We start from the raw sequence: 15,971 nt of genomic DNA on the forward strand, positions 1-15,971 counted from the left end.
GCTATTGTTGAAGCTGCCCACCAAAAATGAAAAGCCCCACCCCGTGAAAACCGGGGGACTGCGGCGGAAATTGGACCTTTGCGAAATAATGTGTCGCGCGCGGATTGGCCGGAAAGCCGATTTTTCATATGCTGATGAAAAACTTGGGATGTTTTGCCGTTCGAGCCTGCCTATGCTTTGAGCAAAAATGCCGCATAGACAATTGCTCTGACCTGTTGCGGCAAATGCCAAACTGTGGTTTGAAGCGCTGAAGATGGCAAGGATTCTGCGTTCTATTTTGCAGGTCAAGCGCTCGAGGGAGATAATAAGGTGATGAAGAAGGCTTATGCAGCCCTGACCACGCTGGTCTGTCTGCTTTTTGCTTCCGGCACATATGCCGACCAGCCCACGCCGTGGCAGGCGACGCTGCAGCCGGCGGCAACGCCGATCATGCGGGAAATCCACTGGTTCGAACAATATACCCTGTGGTTTATCGTTCCGATCACGCTTTTCGTTCTGGTCCTGCTCATCGTCGTCTGTTTCAAGTTCCGCGCCAGCGCGAACCCGGTTCCCTCGAAGACGAGCCACAACACCCTGATCGAGATTGCCTGGACCGTGGGGCCGGTCCTGGTGCTTCTTCTTCTCGCCATTCCTTCGTTCAATTTGCTGACGGCGCAGCTGACGCTGCCTGAAAACCCCGACGTGACAATCAAGGCGACCGCCACCCAGTGGCAGTGGAATTACGAATATGAAGGTTCGGGCGAAAGCCCGCTGGCTTTCGATTCCTACCTCTTGAAGGATCCGGACCGCGCAGCCGCCGGCAAGGAAGACAAGTCGATCTATCCCAGGCTTCTCGCCGTCGACAACGAGCTGGTCCTGCCGGTCAACAAGACGGTCCGCGTTCTCGTGACCGCAGCACCCACCGACGTCATTCATGCTTTCGCCATGCCTTCCTTCGGCGTCAAGATCGATGCCGTGCCGGGCCGCCTGAACGAGACCTGGTTCAAGGCCGAACGCGAAGGCCTGTTCTACGGCCAGTGTTCCGAGCTCTGCGGCAAGGACCATGCGTTCATGCCGATCGCCATCCGCGTCGTCTCCGAGGACAAGTACAAGCAGTGGCTGACCGCAGCCGCCAGCGACCTGCCCGGCGCCTACAAGACACTCATGGCCGCAACCGATGGTCCCGCAAAGACCGTCAACGTCGCCGAAGCACAGTAATAAAGGGGATCGGGACAATGGCTGGACCTTCCGCTCACGACGATCATTCTCATGATCACGATCGCACGCATGGCGATCACGCCGCCCATCATGACCACGCGCATGACGATCACGGGCACAAGCCGAGCTTTGCCAATCGCTGGCTGTTCTCGACCAACCACAAGGACATCGGCACGCTCTACCTGATCTTCGCGATCATTGCCGGCATCATCGGCGGCGCGCTGTCGGTTGCCATGCGCATGGAGCTGCAGGAACCGGGCATCCAGATCTTCCACGGCCTGGCCTCGATGGTCTACGGCTATGAGGGCGATGCCGCGATCGACGGCGCCAAGCAGATGTTCAACATGTTCACGACAGCGCACGCGCTGATCATGATCTTCTTCATGGTCATGCCGGCGATGATCGGCGGTTTCGCCAACTGGATGGTGCCGATCATGATCGGCGCGCCGGATATGGCTTTCCCGCGCCTCAACAACATCTCCTTCTGGCTGATCGTTCCCGCCTTCGCGCTGCTGCTGCTGTCGATGTTCGTCGAAGGCCCGGCAGGCGCCTATGGCACGGGTGGCGGCTGGACGATGTATCCGCCGCTGGCGACAAGCGGCACGCCGGGACCGGCGGTCGACCTTGCGATCTTCGCGCTCCACATTGCCGGCGCCTCGTCGATCCTCGGTGCGATCAACTTCATCACCACGATCCTCAACATGCGCGCTCCCGGCATGACGCTGCACAAGATGCCGCTGTTTGCCTGGTCCGTGCTGATCACCGCCTTCCTGCTCCTGCTGTCGCTGCCGGTTCTGGCCGGCGGCATCACCATGCTGCTCACCGACCGCAATTTCGGCACTGCGTTCTTCTCTCCGGAAGGCGGCGGCGATCCGATCCTTTACCAGCACCTGTTCTGGTTCTTCGGTCACCCCGAGGTCTACATCCTCATCCTGCCGGGCTTCGGCATGGTCAGCCACATCATCTCGACCTTCTCGAAGAAGCCGATCTTCGGCTACCTCGGCATGGCCTACGCCATGGTCGCGATCGGCGCCGTCGGCTTCGTCGTCTGGGCCCACCACATGTACACGGTCGGCCTGTCGCTCGACGCGCAGCGCTACTTCGTCTTCGCGACGATGGTCATCGCCGTTCCGACGGGTGTGAAGATCTTCTCCTGGATCGCGACGATGTGGGGCGGCTCGATCTCGTTCCGCACGCCGATGCTCTGGGCGATCGGCTTCATCTTCCTGTTCACGGTCGGTGGCGTCACCGGCGTCCAGCTCGCCAATGCCGGTCTCGACCGCTCGCTGCATGACACCTATTATGTCGTGGCCCACTTCCACTACGTTCTGTCGCTCGGCGCCGTCTTTGCGATCTTCGCCGGCTGGTACTACTGGTTCCCGAAGATGACCGGCTACATGTACAACGAGTTGGTCGGCAAGCTGCATTTCTGGATCATGTTCGTCGGCGTCAACCTGGTGTTCTTCCCGCAGCACTTCCTCGGCCTCGCCGGCATGCCGCGCCGCTACATCGATTATCCGGATGCCTTTGCCGGCTGGAACTATGTTTCCTCCATCGGCTCCTACATCTCGGCCTTCGGTGTGCTGATCTTCCTCTATGGCGTCTTCGAAGCCTTCGCCAGGAAGCGTGTCGCCGGCGACAATCCGTGGGGTGAGGGTGCAACGACGCTCGAATGGCAGCTGCCTTCGCCGCCGCCCTATCACCAGTGGGAACAGCTTCCGCGCATCAAGTAATTTGCGCTGATATCAGGACGCCGCATTCGATACGGCGTCCTGATCGTAAGACTTCAGGACGGAATGATGACGGTTATCGACAATCACGAGGTGCTTGCAAAGGACGGCGAATTGTCGGAAGCGAGTGCGCGCGATTATTTCGAATTGTTGAAGCCACGGGTCATGTCGCTCGTGGTCTTCACTGCCTTTGCCGGTCTCGTGCTGGCGCCGGGCCATATCCATCCCGTCCTCGGCGTGATCGCCATCCTCTGCATCGCCGTCGGCGCTGGCGCCTCCGGCGCGCTGAACATGTGGTATGACGCCGATATCGACGCCATCATGAGCCGCACCGCCAACCGTCCGATCCCGGCCGGCCGCATCGCGCCGTCCGAGGCTCTCGCCTTCGGCCTGGTGCTGTCGGGCTTTTCGGTGGTGATCCTCGGTCTGGCGGTCAACTGGCTCTCCGCCGGCATCCTCGCCTTCACCATCTTCTTCTATGCCGTCGTCTACACCATGTGGCTAAAGCGCTCGACGCCGCAGAACATCGTCATTGGCGGTGCTGCCGGCGCCTTCCCGCCGATGATCGGCTGGGCCTGCGTGACCAACAGCGTGACGATCGAGAGCACCGTTCTCTTCCTCATCATCTTCTTGTGGACGCCGGCGCATTTCTGGGCGCTCGCCCTCTTCAAGATGCGCGATTACGAGGCCGTCGGCGTGCCGATGCTGCCGAACGTTGCCGGCGAACGGGTGACCAAGCATCAGATCGTCGCCTATGCGGCGCTGACCGCCGCCTGCGCGGTATTGCCATCCTTCCTCGGTTTCGCGAGCCTCGGCTATGGCCTCGTTGCCGCCGTCCTCGGCGCGATCTTCATATACTGTTCCATCGCCGTCTGGCGCATGCCCGACGGCGATCTGAAGATGATCCCGGCGAAGAAGCTCTTCGGCTTCTCGATCTTTTATCTCTTCGCCGTGTTCTCCGCCTTGATGATCGACCGGCTGACGTCGGTGCTGGTCTCGCATACGGGAGGTTGGTTCTGATGGAATTGGTCAAGCTCACGGAAAAGCAGCTCAAGTCGCGCCGCAACCGCAACATCGCGCTGGGGCTGGTGCTTGCCGGCCTCGTCGTTCTCTTCTACGTGATGGCAATCGTGAAGATCGGCGGGGGAACGGCCGGATGAGCGAAAACGCCGCCGCACCGAAGAAGCAGGGCCGCAACAACGGCGCCGTGGTCATGATGTGCCTGAGCTTCGTCTTCGGCATGGGCGCGATGAGCTATGCCGCCGTGCCGCTCTACCGCATCTTCTGCCAGGTGACCGGCTATAACGGCACGACGCAGCGCGTCGACCAGGTGTCGAGCGTCGTGCTCGACCGCACGATGCGCGTCACCTTCGACGCCAATGTCGCCCCCGGGCTGCAATGGGACTTCAAGCCGGTCCAGCGCGAGGTCAATCCGAAGATCGGCGAGACCATCCAGGTCAATTTCACCGCCGAGAATCGTTCGAACGAGACCCAGCGCGGCCAGGCGGTTTTCAACGTTACGCCGGGCGAAGCCGGAGTCTATTTCAACAAGGTGCAATGTTTCTGCTTTACGGAAACGGAGCTGAAGCCGGGCGAGAAGCTCGACATGCCGGTGGTGTTCTACATCGATCCTGAAATCGTCAAGGCGGTGGAATCGAAGAATATCCATACGGTTACGCTGTCATATACGTTCTACCCGAAAGAGGGTCAGAAGCCGGTGGCTTCGAATGAGGGTGGAGCGGAGAAGATTGAAAAGAAACTTTGATCAAGGCTCGTTTCCGGCTATGCCGGGAGCGGAGTGAAGGAAGACATCCGGGGATAGCGACATGGCCGATGCTCATCAGAAGAATCACGACTACCACATCATCGATCCGAGCCCGTGGCCGATTCTCGCCTCGCTCGGCGCCTTCATCATGGCGCTCGGCGGCGTCTCCTACATGCGTTACCTGAACGGCGGTTCGTTCAAGGTCGCCGGCTTCGAGCTTGCCAATCCCTGGGTTTTTTATATCGGCTTCGCGTTGGTGCTCTACGTCATGTACGGCTGGTGGGCAGATACGGTGAAGGAAGCCCATGAGGGCGCCCACACCCGTGTCGTCTCGCTGCACTTGCGCTACGGCATGATCATGTTCATCGCTTCGGAAGTGATGTTCTTCGTCGCCTGGTTCTGGGCCTATTTCGACGCCAGCCTCTATCCGAATGAAGCGATCCAGGCCTCGCGCCTGCTCTATACCGGCGGCACCTGGCCGCCGAAGGGTATCGAGGTTCTCGACCCCTGGCACCTGCCGATCTACAACACCGTCATCCTGCTGCTGTCGGGCACCACGGTCACCTGGGCGCACCATGCGCTGCTGCACAACGACCGCAAGGGCCTGATCCAGGGCCTGACGCTGACCGTGCTGCTGGGTATGTTCTTCTCTGCCGTTCAGGCCTACGAATATGCTCACGCTCCATTCGCCTTCAAGAGTTCGATCTACGGCGCGACCTTCTTCATGGCGACCGGTTTCCACGGTTTCCACGTCCTCGTGGGCACGATCTTCCTGGCTGTCTGCCTGATCCGGGCACTGCGCGGCGACTTCACCCCGAAACAGCATTTCGGCTTCGAGGCGGCAGCCTGGTACTGGCACTTCGTCGACGTCGTCTGGCTGTTCCTGTTCTTCTGCATCTACGTCTGGGGCGGCTGGGGCGCACCTGTCGCGGCCGGCTGACCGGAACGATCTTCAAGCAAAAGGCGGGCCTCATGCCCGCCTTTTTTGTTGGCGAATCTCGTTTTGCTTCGCCTGGTGCCACTGATGTCCGGTTTGCGCGGAAGCTGCCCCTCACCCTAACCCTCATATGCGCTAGGTTAGGCGGTCGCTTAGACAATCGCATTGTTTTCGGCGTCGTCGCGGCGGCTCGCAGAGGTGGCGACGACTTCGCGTGACGAGATTACAGATGGCCTGCCACAGAGGTGGTCCGCGGATGGCGGCGCAAATGGTGGCCAGAGCTAACTTCATGAGACGCCAGCGCGAGGGACTTGCCAATGGGGGGCTAGCCAGTGGGGTTGCCGCATCCAGAGGGGGGAGAGTCCGGGACTTGCCCGGCAATCTGTTCGGCGATGATGGCGACGATCAGCCTGGCGTAGAGCCATGCCCGGGCCAGTTCAGGCTTCTTGGCCGGCAAGCTGTCGAGGCCGGCCAAGCTCTTGAACCGTTTGAACGCCAGCTCGATTTGCCAGCGGAAGCGATAGAGGGTGAGGATATCGGCCGGTGCAATGGTGGCGGCCGGCAGCGAGGTCAGCAGCAGAATGTATTTCGCCGCCTCGAGACTGCGCGGATCGGGTTGTTTGCCACGCTTGCGGGCGTCCTTGAGCAGACGCTCCTGCTCGGCTTGCGCCTGTTGCGGATCCTTGCGCCGGACAATGAGGCGCAGGACCAGCGGCGGCGTTGGCGGCGTCCCCGTCATACCTTCGTGGACACGAACCTGCACCTCGCCTTCCTGCTCTTGCTGAGCGGCGAGCGCGGCAAACAGATCAAAGGGCTCGCCATTCGGCTGCAACAGGCGCAACGAGTTCCAGCCGGTCCGCACGATGAAGTCTGCACCGGCCTCGATCACGGGCCGTAGATCGCGCGGTCTTGCATAATAGCGATCGGCCAGCACGATATCGCCGGGTGCGTAGGTAAGGCGCTGAAGGTTTTCGGCACCATGGATGTCGGTCAACTCAAGCTGATCGACCTGAGCCGTTGCCAGGTCGTAGCCGACATGCAACCGCCATGTCGTGCGGTCAGCGCCCGGATGGCAGATCGACGTTCCATCGAGCACACGCAAACGATATCCCGCAAAGCGCCCCGCCGGCACTTTGGTCTGTTCGGCAATCAGCGCGGCGACGATGTCGCCAAGCCAAGGCGCCGCTTTGCACAGTCGCTCGAGCAGCGATGGGTCTGACAAGCGGGCGATCCCGCCCGCTTCGGCCCAGGCACAGGTCTCGCGCAGCGACATGCCAAGGCCGCCATAGGCAAGTGCCAACCGCAACAGCGTCTCGGCATTCTTGATTTCCCGCACCCGCGTGAAGGCGCCGCGCAACCGCGCCGTTGCTTCCAAGTCAAAACCCGCCGGAAGCCGCTCGCGCACTTCCGGCCAATGATCCAAAATCTCAGGACGAATCTTCATCCAAAGCTTGAATCACAACCAGATTCCTTATGTCCAGCGCTAAACCTAGCGCATATGACCCTAACCCTCTCCCCGTAAAAACGGGGCGAGGGGACATGCCCTGCGAGAGGTCGGCGGGGAACGGAGAAGGGCGCGGCACATCCCCTTCGCCCCGCGAGCGGGGTCCGCAGGACGGGTCGAGACCCGTGGCTCGACCCCGGTCGGTGCCGGCAGGCGGATGAGGGGCTGGCCTCGGCAAACTTCCGGGCCGAGGTAAGAGCCCCCGTGCCTGCTTTTTATCGCCTCAGCGCGCCCCGGCGATCCGTTCGAAAGCCGAAGACTCGGGAATCCCGAGATCCAACTGGTGGCGGATCGCTTCGGCACATTCGAGCGGTGTCAGCACTGACGTATCGACCTCCATATCGTAGATGCCAGGCCGATGCACCTCGTCCTGCCAGCGTTGCACCGGTTCTGGAATGGGCACTTCCTCCGTGGCGCTGAGATAAAGCGTCTCGCGCCCCTCTTGGACAATGTCGCGCCGCTGCATGATCGTCTCGATCGGACAGCGCACGCCGACGAACAGCACGGGAAAGTCTTCCAGTCGCCGGGCGCAATCGCCGAGGATGCCGAGCGGCTGCGAATAGCTGTCGTGGTGACCGAGATCGGCGATGACATTGAGCCCCAGGCTGGCATGGATGGCGATCGATTCGTAGAGCGCCGCATAAAAGAACGGCACCAGTTCCTCGAGATCCGGCCGCTCGCCGCCCGGCCGCAGTCCGATGCCCGGAAGGTAGCGCTTCGGTGTCATGGCATTGTAGCTGTCGACGCCGAGGTTGATCCACGGCCCCTCGAAGTGTTCCTGGATTGCGCGCGCGATGCTTGATTTGCCGCTTCTGGGCGCACCGTTTAAAATAATGATCTGTCCGGCATGGCTGTCTTTGGTCATCAGTCTTCTTCTTCTGTTTGGCGCGAATCGCTCGGCAGAGACCGCGCAAGCATTTCCATTTGGGATGCGAATACTTTATGGGAGAGTTAAGGCAGCATCGAAAAAGCCGCGGCTGCAACTGGCCGCTCAAAGGAACAGCATGAACGAGGACAGCGCCCATTTTCCCCCCGTCGATCCGGTGAAGACAGGCATCAAGGGCTGCTGCCCGCGCTGCGGCCAGGGCAAACTCTTCGATGGCCTGCTCGGCGTGAAGCCGCGCTGCGCCGCCTGCGGCCTTGATTATTCCTTTGCCGATTCCGGTGACGGCCCGGCCGTCTTCGTCATCCTCATCGTCGGCTTCATCATCATCGGCATGGTGCTGTGGCTGCAGGTGAATTACGGGCCGCCGATCTGGGTGCATATCCTGCTCTTCGCTCCGCTGACGATTATCCTGTCGCTGCTGACGCTGCGCTGGTTCAAGGGCATCCTGATCGCCATGCAATACCGCCATAATGCCCGCGAAGGACGCCTGAGTGACTGAAATAGTGCATGCAACGCCGCGCCGCCGGCTGCCGGTTTTCACCGGCATCCTGGTGCTGATCGCTCTTGCCATCCTGATTTCGCTCGGCACCTGGCAGGTGGAGCGCCTGCACTGGAAGGAAGGCCTGATCGCCGATATCGCCGCGCGGCAGGCAGCAAGCCCCGTGCCGCTTGCCGATATCGAGGCGATGGCGGCTGCAGGCGGCGATATCGAATACCGCAAGGTGACCGCCACCGGCCGCTACATCAACAACAAGGAGCGGCACTTCTTCGCCACCTGGCGCGGCCAGACCGGGTTTTACGTCTATACCCCGCTGGAGCTTGCCGACGGGCGCATTCTCTTCGTCAATCGCGGCTTCGTTCCCTATGACAATAAGGAGCCGGAAATGCGCATGCAGGGCCAGCTGACGGGAGAGCAGACCGTCACCGGCCTGGCGCGCGAAAAGCTCGCCCGCAAGCCTTCCTGGGTGGTGCCCGATAACGACGTCGCCAAGAACATCTTCTACTGGAAGGATCTCGACGTCATGGCCGAAAGCGTCGGGCTGGAGAAAGCGAAGGTCATTGCCTTCTTCGTCGATGCCGATTCCACCCCCAATCCGGCCGGCCTGCCGATCGGCGGCGTCACCCAGGTGGATCTGCCGAATGACCATCTGCAATATGCTTTCACCTGGTACGGGCTGGCCGCCGTGCTCCTCGTCGTGGTGGCGATCTCCTGGTTCCGCAAGGGCGCCAAGGCACCTCAGCAATAGTATCACTTCAATTCTCGACCATATTGGGCTAGAGGTCGCTTAGCCCTACGCGGGACGTTGCTGTTGAAGCTGGACGTTACCAAGTTCTCCCTCATTCCTGTCCTCGGGTTTAACCCGAGGGATGTCACAGGAATCCAGTGCACCCAAGTCCTTGGGCGCGGAAGAGGGGCGAGGATGTTGACAGTCATTCACGGCGCCGACGCGCCGTGGCTGGATTCCTGTGACGAGCACAGGAATGAGGAATTTGTGGAACAGACATGAATATTGCGGCGAAACCTCCTTTGACGATCAGGCTCTGCGGCCCGCGCGGCTTCTGCGCCGGCGTCGACCGCGCCATCCAGATCGTCGTGCTGGCGCTGAAATCCTATGGCGCGCCGGTCTATGTGCGCCACGAGATCGTCCACAATCGCTATGTCGTCGAGGGGCTGGAGGCCAAGGGCGCCGTCTTCGTCGAGGAACTGGACGAGATCCCGGCCGAACATCGCGCCCAGCCGGTGGTCTTCTCCGCCCACGGCGTGCCGAAATCCGTGCCGGAGGATGCGGCAAGCCGCAACCTCTTCTATCTCGACGCCACCTGCCCGCTGGTCTCCAAGGTCCACAAGCAGGCGATGCGCCACAATCGCCTCGGCCGCCATGTCGTCCTCATCGGCCATGCCGGCCATCCCGAGGTGATCGGCACGATGGGTCAGCTGCCGGAGGGGTCCGTTTCGCTGATCGAGACGATCGAGGATGCCGATGCCTATGTCCCCGTCGATCCCGACAATCTCGGCTATGTCACCCAGACGACGCTGTCGGTCGACGATACGGCCGGCGTCATCACCCGCCTGCACGAACGCTTCCCGAACCTGACGGCGCCGGCGGCGGACTCGATCTGTTATGCGACGACCAACCGCCAGGAAGTGGTGAAGCAGGCAGCGCCCGGCTGCGATCTCTTCATCATCGTCGGCGCGCCGAATTCGTCCAATTCCAAGCGCCTCGTCGAAGTGGCGCTCAGGGCAGGGGCGAAGAAATCGATCCTCGTGCAGCGCGCCGCCGAACTCGACTGGGACGAGATCGGCGCGATTTCGACGCTCGGCCTTTCCGCCGGCGCCTCGGCCCCCGAGGTCATCGTCAACGAGATCATCGAGGCTTTCCGCGCTCGCTTCGACGCCCGCGTCGAACTGGCTGAAACGGTCCAGGAAACCGAAAACTTCCTGGTCAACCGCGAGCTGCGCAGTATCGAGCTGACGGCGGCCGACATGGCCTTCGTCAACGGCTAGATCGGCCTTCGGCCTAGGCGTCCACTCCGGCAAATCCAATATCAACAAGGCATGAAGGCGAGACCTCACTTGGCAGTCTATACCGATATCGCCGAAGACGATCTGAAGTGGTTCCTGACGGAATATGACGCGGGCACGCTGCTCTCCTACAAGGGCATTGCCGAAGGCGTCGAAAACTCCAACTTCCTGCTTCATACCTCCAAGGATCCGCTGATCCTGACGCTTTATGAGAAACGGGTGGAAAAGAGCGACCTGCCGTTTTTCCTCGGCCTGATGCAGCATCTTGCCGCCCGCGGCCTGTCCTGCCCGCTGCCGCTGCCGCGCCGCGACGGCGCGCTGCTCGGCTCGCTGTCCGGTCGTCCGGCGGCGCTGATCTCCTTCCTCGAAGGCATGTGGCTGAGAAAGCCGGAGGCGAAACATTGCCGCGAGGTCGGCAGGGCGCTGGCCGAGATGCATGTGGCCGGCGATGATTTCCAGTTGAAGCGGGCGAATGCGCTGTCGATCGACGGCTGGCGGGGCCTGTGGGAAAAATCCGAGGCGCGCGCCGGCGAGGTCGAGCCCGGCCTGCAGACCGAGATCCGCAGCGAACTCGATTTCCTCTCGGCCGCCTGGCCGAGTGGCCTGCCGGCCGGCGTCATCCACGCCGACCTCTTCCCCGACAACGTCTTCTTCCTCGGCGACCAGCTCTCCGGCCTGATTGACTTCTATTTCGCTTGCAACGACCTGCTCGCCTATGACGTCTCGATCTGCCTGAATGCCTGGTGCTTCGAGAAGGACGGCGCCTATAACATCACCAAGGGCACGGCGATGCTCGAAGGTTACCAAAGCGTCAGGCCGCTGAGCGATGCCGAAATCTCAGCCCTGCCGGTGCTGTCGCGTGGGTCCGCGCTGCGGTTCTTCCTGACCCGGCTCTATGACTGGCTGACGACGCCTGCGGGCGCCATGGTCACCAAGAAGGACCCGCTCGAATATCTCCGCAAGCTGCGGTTCCACCGCCAGATCAAATCGCCCGCCGAATATGGATTGAGCCTATGAAACACGTCGATATTTTTACCGACGGCGCATGCTCCGGCAATCCCGGCCCCGGCGGCTGGGGCGCGGTGCTGCGTTATGGCGATGTCGAAAAGGAGCTTTGCGGCGGCGAGGCGGACACGACCAACAATCGCATGGAGCTGCTGGCGGCAATCTCGGCGCTGTCGGCGCTGAAAAGCCCTTGCGAGGTCGATCTCTATACCGACAGCGCCTATGTCAAGGACGGCATCTCCAAGTGGATTTTCGGCTGGAAGAAAAACGGCTGGAAGACCGCTGACAAGAAGCCGGTGAAGAATGCCGAACTCTGGCAGGCGCTCGAGGCGGCCCGTGATCGCCACAAGGTGACGCTGCACTGGGTCAAGGGCCATGCCGGCCACCCGGAAAACGAACGCGCCGACGAACTCGCCCGCCGGGGCATGGAGCCCTTCAAGAAGGGCAAGGCGGTTTCGTTTTAAGTCAGTTCGGCTCCTGACGGATGAGAGAAGAATACGGCGCTGCCACACGTCTCTTCTCCCCGCTGGGGAGAAGAGGGAGCAAGCAGCTCGCCCGAACCTCTTCAAGCCGCCCGCTGCTGCGGCGCCGTAGCCGCGCCCTGGATCAGCCGGTGCAGATATTCGAGCTTTGCCACAACCGGCGAGGACAGCACGAAGGGGTAGGAGTCGGGCTGGCCCATGCTGCGCTGGATGGCGTTGATCGCGATGCTGAGCGGCACCCAGGCGCTGACCAGCTGTTCGGCGCTTCTTGCCCTGTAGGGGATGAAATCCACCTCGCCTGATATTTCCTCATGGCCGCTCGGATCGATGGCGATGCCGAAGGCGCGCGCGGTTTCGAGCGTATCGACGATATGGAGGTAATGCGCGAAGCATTCGGCAAAATCCTCCCAGGGGTGCGACGCCGCATAGGCGCTGATGAAATTGTCCTGCCATCCCAAGGGTGCGCCGCCGGCATAATGGGTCTGCAGGGCTGCCATATAATCCTGCCGTTCGTCGCCGAAGACGGCGCGGAAATCGGCAAGGCCGCCCCGGTCGCGCACCAGCTTGTTCCAGATGAAATGGCCGGCCTCGTGGCGGAAATGGCCAAGCAGGGTGCGATAGGGTTCGTTCATCGAGCTGCGCGCCTGTTCGCGCGTCGCATCGTCGGCCTCCGCGGCGCGGATGGTGATCAGGCCTTCCTCGTGACCGGTCATAGCAGGCACGATAAAGCCGTTGCTCTCGATCGAATCCTCGAGGAAATCGAAGACCAGGCCGCCTTGCGGGTCTTGCGCCCGATCCGGATGCGGCAGCTTCCAACGCAGCAGCGAATAAAACAGATGACGCTGCGCCTGGCTGATGCGCCGCCAGCGATCGATGCCGTCCTGGGTATCGGTGTTCGGAACCAGCCGGTTATGGCGGCAGGCAACGCAGAATTCACTCTCGCCATCGCCGTCCACCAGCCAGTTGCAGATGTCGAGGCTGGCATTGGCGCAGAAGCGGACGTCGCGATCGGGATTGGAAACGAGCTGCCAGAGCGTCTCGTCGCGCGGCTCCAATGCATGCATGGCGAGATCGCCGGGCAGGAAGCCGAGGCGATGGTTGCAGCGCACGCATCGTCGGTTGTCGAAGTGGACGACCTGATCGCAATTGTCGCAGGCAAAAAGCTTCATCTTGTCTATCTCTGCAGAGCATGAGGGTGGGGGATTGAAAATGCCTGCCGCGCGCTTGCGCAGCAGGCATGGTGATAAAGGATGAGCGTCTACTGCGCATTCCTTAAATCGGAATCACAGCGTCTTTGCGTGTGTGAAGAGACGCTGTCGCTCAGAGCCGGTCGACGGCGCCCTTGAGCTTGTCCTTGACCTTGCCGGTTGCGACCTGTCCCTTGCCCTTGGCTTCCTGGACGGCACCCTTGGCTTGCATGTCGCGATCGTCCGTCGCCTTGCCGACGGCCTGCTTGGTCTTGCCGGCAATTTCGTTTGCCTTGCCGGAAATCTTGTCGCTGGTGCTACCCATCTTGTGATGTCTCCTTGGTCGGCATGGGCCTCTTGGCCATGCTCGCCGAAATGAAACGTCACTCGCGGCTATTCGTTCCCGCTGCCGTCAGGTCAGCTGCTGTCAGGCAAGCCTCTCAAGCATGGCCGGCTTCGGCCGAAAGCATGGCAGCGGTCACGCCCATGCCGGCGAGCGCCCGCTCGTATTTGTCGTCGAGGCTGCGGTCGAAGATCAACTCCTCGTTGGCCGGGCAGGTGAGCCAGCCATTGTTGACGACCTCGCTTTCGAGCTGGCCGGCCGCCCAGGAGGAATAACCGAGCAGCATCGTTGCCCGCGTCGGCCCGTCGCCCTTGGAAATGGCGCGCACGATGTCGAGCGTCGCCGTCAGGCAGATATCGTCGCTGACGGGGATGCTGGAGTCGCTGGAATAATCGTCCGAATGCAGCACGAAGCCGCGGCCGCTTTCCACTGGGCCGCCGGTCTGGATCGGGAATTCGCGCGCCCGCTTCGGCAGCACGATCGAGTCTTCCGGCTTGATCATGTCGAGATGCTGCAGCACATCGGTGAAGGTAAGGCTCTGCGGACGGTTGATGACGAAGCCCATGGCGCCGGCATCCGAATGCGCGCAGATGTAGATGACAGCGCGCGCAAAATTGCGGTCTTCCATGCCCGGCATGGCGATGAGGAACTGGCCATCGAAGAAGCCACGTTCCCGTCTGTTCTTCAGGGTCAATAAGGACATCGTTCCTCCTGCTGCTAGACCGCACCAAGGCCTCGACAAAAGAAACATGGGCCAATGTCACACATCAATCAACTGAAAATGAAGAATTAAATTGCCGCCACTTCTGGCGGCCAAACTGCACATTCGGTAAACCTTTGTTCCATGATGATTATTTCCTCAGGTCCGCGCAGGCTTTTAATCGCGGTTGTGTCGGTGGTCACAGCCCTTGTGCCGTTTTCTTCCACCCATGCGGAAATGAGCGCCTGGGCGGACAGCGAGGGCGGCCGCATGCGCCTCGTGGCGCTCGCACCCGATGCCGGCGGCAAAATCCGCGCCGCCCTTCAGATCGAGCCGAAGCCCGGCTGGATCACCTATTGGAAAGAGCCCGGCAACAGCGGCATTCCGCCCCAGATCACCATCGCGGCGGAAAGCGGCGTCACGCTCGATGCCATCGCCTATCCCGTTCCGAAGCATTTTTTCAACGGCGCGATCGAGGATATCGCCTATGACGCGCCGGTGACGCTGCCGCTGTCGCTGACGGCGGCCGGCAAAGGCCCGGTTACGATCGACGCCGCCGCCTTCATCGGCATCTGCAAGGATATCTGCATTCCCTTCCAGGCGAATTTGCATCTGAAGCTTGGCCCCGCCATCCAGTCGCACCCGCAGGAGGAGGCGATCCTTCAGGCCGCCGATGCGAGGCTGCCGAAGCCGCCATCGCAGGATTTCGACGTGACGGCGCATGCGATGTCGCCCGACAGGAAGACGCTGTCGCTCGATCTTGTCTTGCCGGGCGGAGGGCAGGGCGAGGGGAAGGCCGCGCCGGACATCATCGTCACCGGCCCGAGCGGTTATGCCTTCACCAAGCAGATCGGCGGCAAACGCGACGGCGCCACCTTCAAGGTCGATATATCTATCGGCAAGCTGCCAAAGGATTACGACATAGCAGGCAAGCGCTGGCGCGTGCTGGTCATCGACGGTGAAAGGGCGATGGAGACCACGCTTGCCTTCGAATGACCGGCCTTGCCTTTCAATGGCCGGCCTTGCCTTTCAATGATGGGCTCCTATAGTCGCCTCCGATCCCCTGCTGCGTCCACCGCCGCCAAGCCGGAATTCCCAAAGACAGAACCCCCAATTCAGAACTCAAGGAGAAGACCATGACCATCGCGATCGGCGACAAGCTTCCTGCCGCCACCTTCAAGGAAAAGACGGCTGACGGCCCCGTCGAAATCACCACCGATCAGCTCTTTGCCGGCAAGCGCGTCGTGCTCTTTGCCGTGCCGGGCGCCTTTACGCCCACCTGCTCGCTGAACCACCTGCCGGGTTATCTCGAAAACCGCGATACCATCCTTGGCAAGGGCGTCGACGACATTGCCGTCGTCGCCGTCAACGACTGGCATGTGATGGGCGCCTGGGCGCAATCATCAGGCGGCATGGGTAAGATCCATTTCCTCGCCGATTGGGATGCCGGCTTCACCAAGGCCGTCGGCCTCGACGCCGACCTCTCCGCCGGCGGCCTCGGTCTTCGCTCCAAGCGCTATTCGATGCTGGTGGAAGACGGCGTCGTCAAAGCCCTCAACGTCGAGGAAAGCCCCGGCCAGGCAACCGTCTCGGGTGCTGCCGCGATGCTGGAACAGCTCTGAGCGTTCCTTCCTGATGGATGAAGTGGGCGGCCGTTCGGTCGCCCTTTTTATTTGCGTGAGTAGCTCCCGGAGCAGTCCTCGCAGGGTTC

At 61.5% G+C, this 15,971-nt stretch carries 18 protein-coding genes; 13 read left to right on the forward strand and 5 right to left on the reverse strand.

The window, feature by feature from the left end:
• Nucleotides 1-312 precede the first annotated feature (312 nt).
• From coxB to GFM02_RS23760, 6 genes are all read left to right on the forward strand, one after another.
• Nucleotides 313-1,197 carry a cytochrome c oxidase subunit II gene (gene coxB, locus GFM02_RS23735; protein WP_168322981.1) on the forward strand — a complete coding sequence of 295 codons (885 nt, stop codon included), beginning with the start codon at nucleotides 313-315 and terminating at the stop codon, nucleotides 1,195-1,197.
• A 17-nt stretch (nucleotides 1,198-1,214) separates the two neighbouring features.
• Complete coding sequence (gene ctaD / locus GFM02_RS23740) at nucleotides 1,215-2,930, forward strand: cytochrome c oxidase subunit I (protein WP_168271422.1); 1,716 nt, start codon at nucleotides 1,215-1,217, stop codon at nucleotides 2,928-2,930.
• A 66-nt stretch (nucleotides 2,931-2,996) separates the two neighbouring features.
• Nucleotides 2,997-3,947: a heme o synthase gene (locus GFM02_RS23745; RefSeq protein ID WP_168322982.1), complete on the forward strand. Its 951-nt coding sequence runs from the start codon at nucleotides 2,997-2,999 to the stop codon at nucleotides 3,945-3,947.
• Nucleotides 3,947-4,087: a hypothetical protein gene (locus tag GFM02_RS23750; protein WP_020048779.1), complete on the forward strand. Its 141-nt coding sequence runs from the start codon at nucleotides 3,947-3,949 to the stop codon at nucleotides 4,085-4,087. Before GFM02_RS23745 ends, GFM02_RS23750 begins: the two co-directional genes overlap by 1 nt.
• The gene (locus GFM02_RS23755) at nucleotides 4,084-4,692 is read left to right on the forward strand and encodes a cytochrome c oxidase assembly protein (RefSeq protein WP_168322983.1); all 609 of its coding nucleotides are present in this window, start codon (nucleotides 4,084-4,086) and stop codon (nucleotides 4,690-4,692) included. Before GFM02_RS23750 ends, GFM02_RS23755 begins: the two co-directional genes overlap by 4 nt.
• Nucleotides 4,693-4,753: 61 nt before the next feature.
• Nucleotides 4,754-5,632: a cytochrome c oxidase subunit 3 gene (locus tag GFM02_RS23760; protein WP_003545992.1), complete on the forward strand. Its 879-nt coding sequence runs from the start codon at nucleotides 4,754-4,756 to the stop codon at nucleotides 5,630-5,632.
• A gap of 322 nt (nucleotides 5,633-5,954) precedes the next feature.
• Here the strand turns inward: GFM02_RS23760 and GFM02_RS23765 are convergent, their stop codons facing one another.
• Together GFM02_RS23765 and GFM02_RS23770 are read right to left on the reverse strand one after the other, a co-directional pair.
• Entirely contained in the window at nucleotides 5,955-7,073 is a 1,119-nt protein-coding gene (locus GFM02_RS23765; protein ID WP_168322984.1) for an IS4 family transposase, read from the reverse strand.
• A gap of 283 nt (nucleotides 7,074-7,356) precedes the next feature.
• The gene (locus tag GFM02_RS23770; RefSeq protein WP_168322985.1) at nucleotides 7,357-7,998 is read right to left on the reverse strand and encodes a chloramphenicol phosphotransferase CPT family protein; all 642 of its coding nucleotides are present in this window, start codon (nucleotides 7,996-7,998) and stop codon (nucleotides 7,357-7,359) included.
• Nucleotides 7,999-8,137: 139 nt separating this feature from the next.
• Between GFM02_RS23770 and GFM02_RS23775 the strand changes: the two genes are divergently transcribed.
• The 5 genes from GFM02_RS23775 (at nucleotide 8,138) to rnhA (ending at nucleotide 12,012) form a co-directional block, all read left to right on the forward strand.
• On the forward strand, nucleotides 8,138-8,518 hold the full coding sequence (locus tag GFM02_RS23775; RefSeq protein WP_130820449.1) for a DUF983 domain-containing protein: 381 nt from the start codon (nucleotides 8,138-8,140) through the stop codon (nucleotides 8,516-8,518).
• Nucleotides 8,511-9,266 carry an SURF1 family cytochrome oxidase biogenesis protein gene (locus GFM02_RS23780; RefSeq protein ID WP_168322986.1) on the forward strand — a complete coding sequence of 252 codons (756 nt, stop codon included), beginning with the start codon at nucleotides 8,511-8,513 and terminating at the stop codon, nucleotides 9,264-9,266. The genes GFM02_RS23775 and GFM02_RS23780 overlap by 8 nt, the downstream gene beginning before the upstream one ends.
• A 257-nt stretch (nucleotides 9,267-9,523) precedes the next feature.
• Entirely contained in the window at nucleotides 9,524-10,525 is a 1,002-nt protein-coding gene (gene ispH / locus GFM02_RS23785; protein WP_003545997.1) for a 4-hydroxy-3-methylbut-2-enyl diphosphate reductase, read from the forward strand.
• Nucleotides 10,526-10,594: 69 nt separating this feature from the next.
• Nucleotides 10,595-11,560, forward strand: coding sequence for a homoserine kinase (locus tag GFM02_RS23790; protein ID WP_168322987.1), 966 nt, complete (start codon nucleotides 10,595-10,597; stop codon nucleotides 11,558-11,560).
• Nucleotides 11,557-12,012, forward strand: coding sequence for a ribonuclease HI (gene rnhA, locus GFM02_RS23795; protein ID WP_003545999.1), 456 nt, complete (start codon nucleotides 11,557-11,559; stop codon nucleotides 12,010-12,012). The genes GFM02_RS23790 and rnhA overlap by 4 nt, the downstream gene beginning before the upstream one ends.
• Before the next feature lie 101 nt (nucleotides 12,013-12,113).
• On the opposite strand, the gene GFM02_RS23800 is transcribed toward rnhA, so the two are convergent.
• The 3 genes from GFM02_RS23800 to GFM02_RS23810 all read right to left on the reverse strand — a co-directional run bounded on the left by GFM02_RS23800 (nucleotide 12,114) and on the right by GFM02_RS23810 (nucleotide 14,263).
• Entirely contained in the window at nucleotides 12,114-13,199 is a 1,086-nt protein-coding gene (locus GFM02_RS23800; protein WP_168322988.1) for a zinc-binding metallopeptidase family protein, read from the reverse strand.
• 151 nt (nucleotides 13,200-13,350) lie between these two features.
• Entirely contained in the window at nucleotides 13,351-13,542 is a 192-nt protein-coding gene (locus GFM02_RS23805; RefSeq protein ID WP_168306685.1) for a CsbD family protein, read from the reverse strand.
• A 115-nt stretch (nucleotides 13,543-13,657) separates the two neighbouring features.
• The gene (locus GFM02_RS23810; protein ID WP_168271414.1) at nucleotides 13,658-14,263 is read right to left on the reverse strand and encodes a YqgE/AlgH family protein; all 606 of its coding nucleotides are present in this window, start codon (nucleotides 14,261-14,263) and stop codon (nucleotides 13,658-13,660) included.
• 141 nt (nucleotides 14,264-14,404) lie between these two features.
• On the opposite strand from GFM02_RS23810, the gene GFM02_RS23815 reads away from it, so the two are divergent.
• Both GFM02_RS23815 and GFM02_RS23820 read left to right on the forward strand, forming a co-directional pair.
• On the forward strand, nucleotides 14,405-15,256 hold the full coding sequence (locus GFM02_RS23815; RefSeq protein ID WP_168322989.1) for a protein-disulfide reductase DsbD domain-containing protein: 852 nt from the start codon (nucleotides 14,405-14,407) through the stop codon (nucleotides 15,254-15,256).
• 140 nt (nucleotides 15,257-15,396) lie between these two features.
• Nucleotides 15,397-15,882, forward strand: a complete 486-nt coding sequence (locus GFM02_RS23820; RefSeq protein WP_011650769.1) for a peroxiredoxin — start codon at nucleotides 15,397-15,399, stop codon at nucleotides 15,880-15,882.
• Nucleotides 15,883-15,971: the final 89 nt, after the last annotated feature.

The organism is Rhizobium leguminosarum bv. viciae (assembly GCF_012276115.1).
In the GTDB taxonomy this organism is placed as follows: Bacteria; Pseudomonadota; Alphaproteobacteria; order Rhizobiales; family Rhizobiaceae; genus Rhizobium; species Rhizobium leguminosarum_T.

Coding starts and splice junctions, on each gene's coding strand:
- coxB (WP_168322981.1), top strand. CDS start 313: ATGAAGAAGGCTTATGCAGCCCTGACCACGCTGGTCTGTCTGCTTTTT.
- GFM02_RS23755 (WP_168322983.1), top strand. CDS start 4,084: ATGAGCGAAAACGCCGCCGCACCGAAGAAGCAGGGCCGCAACAACGGC.
- rnhA (WP_003545999.1), top strand. CDS start 11,557: ATGAAACACGTCGATATTTTTACCGACGGCGCATGCTCCGGCAATCCC.
- GFM02_RS23750 (WP_020048779.1), top strand. CDS start 3,947: ATGGAATTGGTCAAGCTCACGGAAAAGCAGCTCAAGTCGCGCCGCAAC.
- GFM02_RS23775 (WP_130820449.1), top strand. CDS start 8,138: ATGAACGAGGACAGCGCCCATTTTCCCCCCGTCGATCCGGTGAAGACA.
- GFM02_RS23815 (WP_168322989.1), top strand. CDS start 14,405: ATGATGATTATTTCCTCAGGTCCGCGCAGGCTTTTAATCGCGGTTGTG.
- GFM02_RS23765 (WP_168322984.1), bottom strand. CDS start 7,073: ATGAAGATTCGTCCTGAGATTTTGGATCATTGGCCGGAAGTGCGCGAG.
- GFM02_RS23760 (WP_003545992.1), top strand. CDS start 4,754: ATGGCCGATGCTCATCAGAAGAATCACGACTACCACATCATCGATCCG.
- GFM02_RS23805 (WP_168306685.1), bottom strand. CDS start 13,542: ATGGGTAGCACCAGCGACAAGATTTCCGGCAAGGCAAACGAAATTGCC.
- ispH (WP_003545997.1), top strand. CDS start 9,524: ATGAATATTGCGGCGAAACCTCCTTTGACGATCAGGCTCTGCGGCCCG.
- ctaD (WP_168271422.1), top strand. CDS start 1,215: ATGGCTGGACCTTCCGCTCACGACGATCATTCTCATGATCACGATCGC.
- GFM02_RS23800 (WP_168322988.1), bottom strand. CDS start 13,199: ATGAAGCTTTTTGCCTGCGACAATTGCGATCAGGTCGTCCACTTCGAC.
- GFM02_RS23820 (WP_011650769.1), top strand. CDS start 15,397: ATGACCATCGCGATCGGCGACAAGCTTCCTGCCGCCACCTTCAAGGAA.
- GFM02_RS23810 (WP_168271414.1), bottom strand. CDS start 14,263: ATGTCCTTATTGACCCTGAAGAACAGACGGGAACGTGGCTTCTTCGAT.
- GFM02_RS23770 (WP_168322985.1), bottom strand. CDS start 7,998: ATGACCAAAGACAGCCATGCCGGACAGATCATTATTTTAAACGGTGCG.
- GFM02_RS23745 (WP_168322982.1), top strand. CDS start 2,997: ATGACGGTTATCGACAATCACGAGGTGCTTGCAAAGGACGGCGAATTG.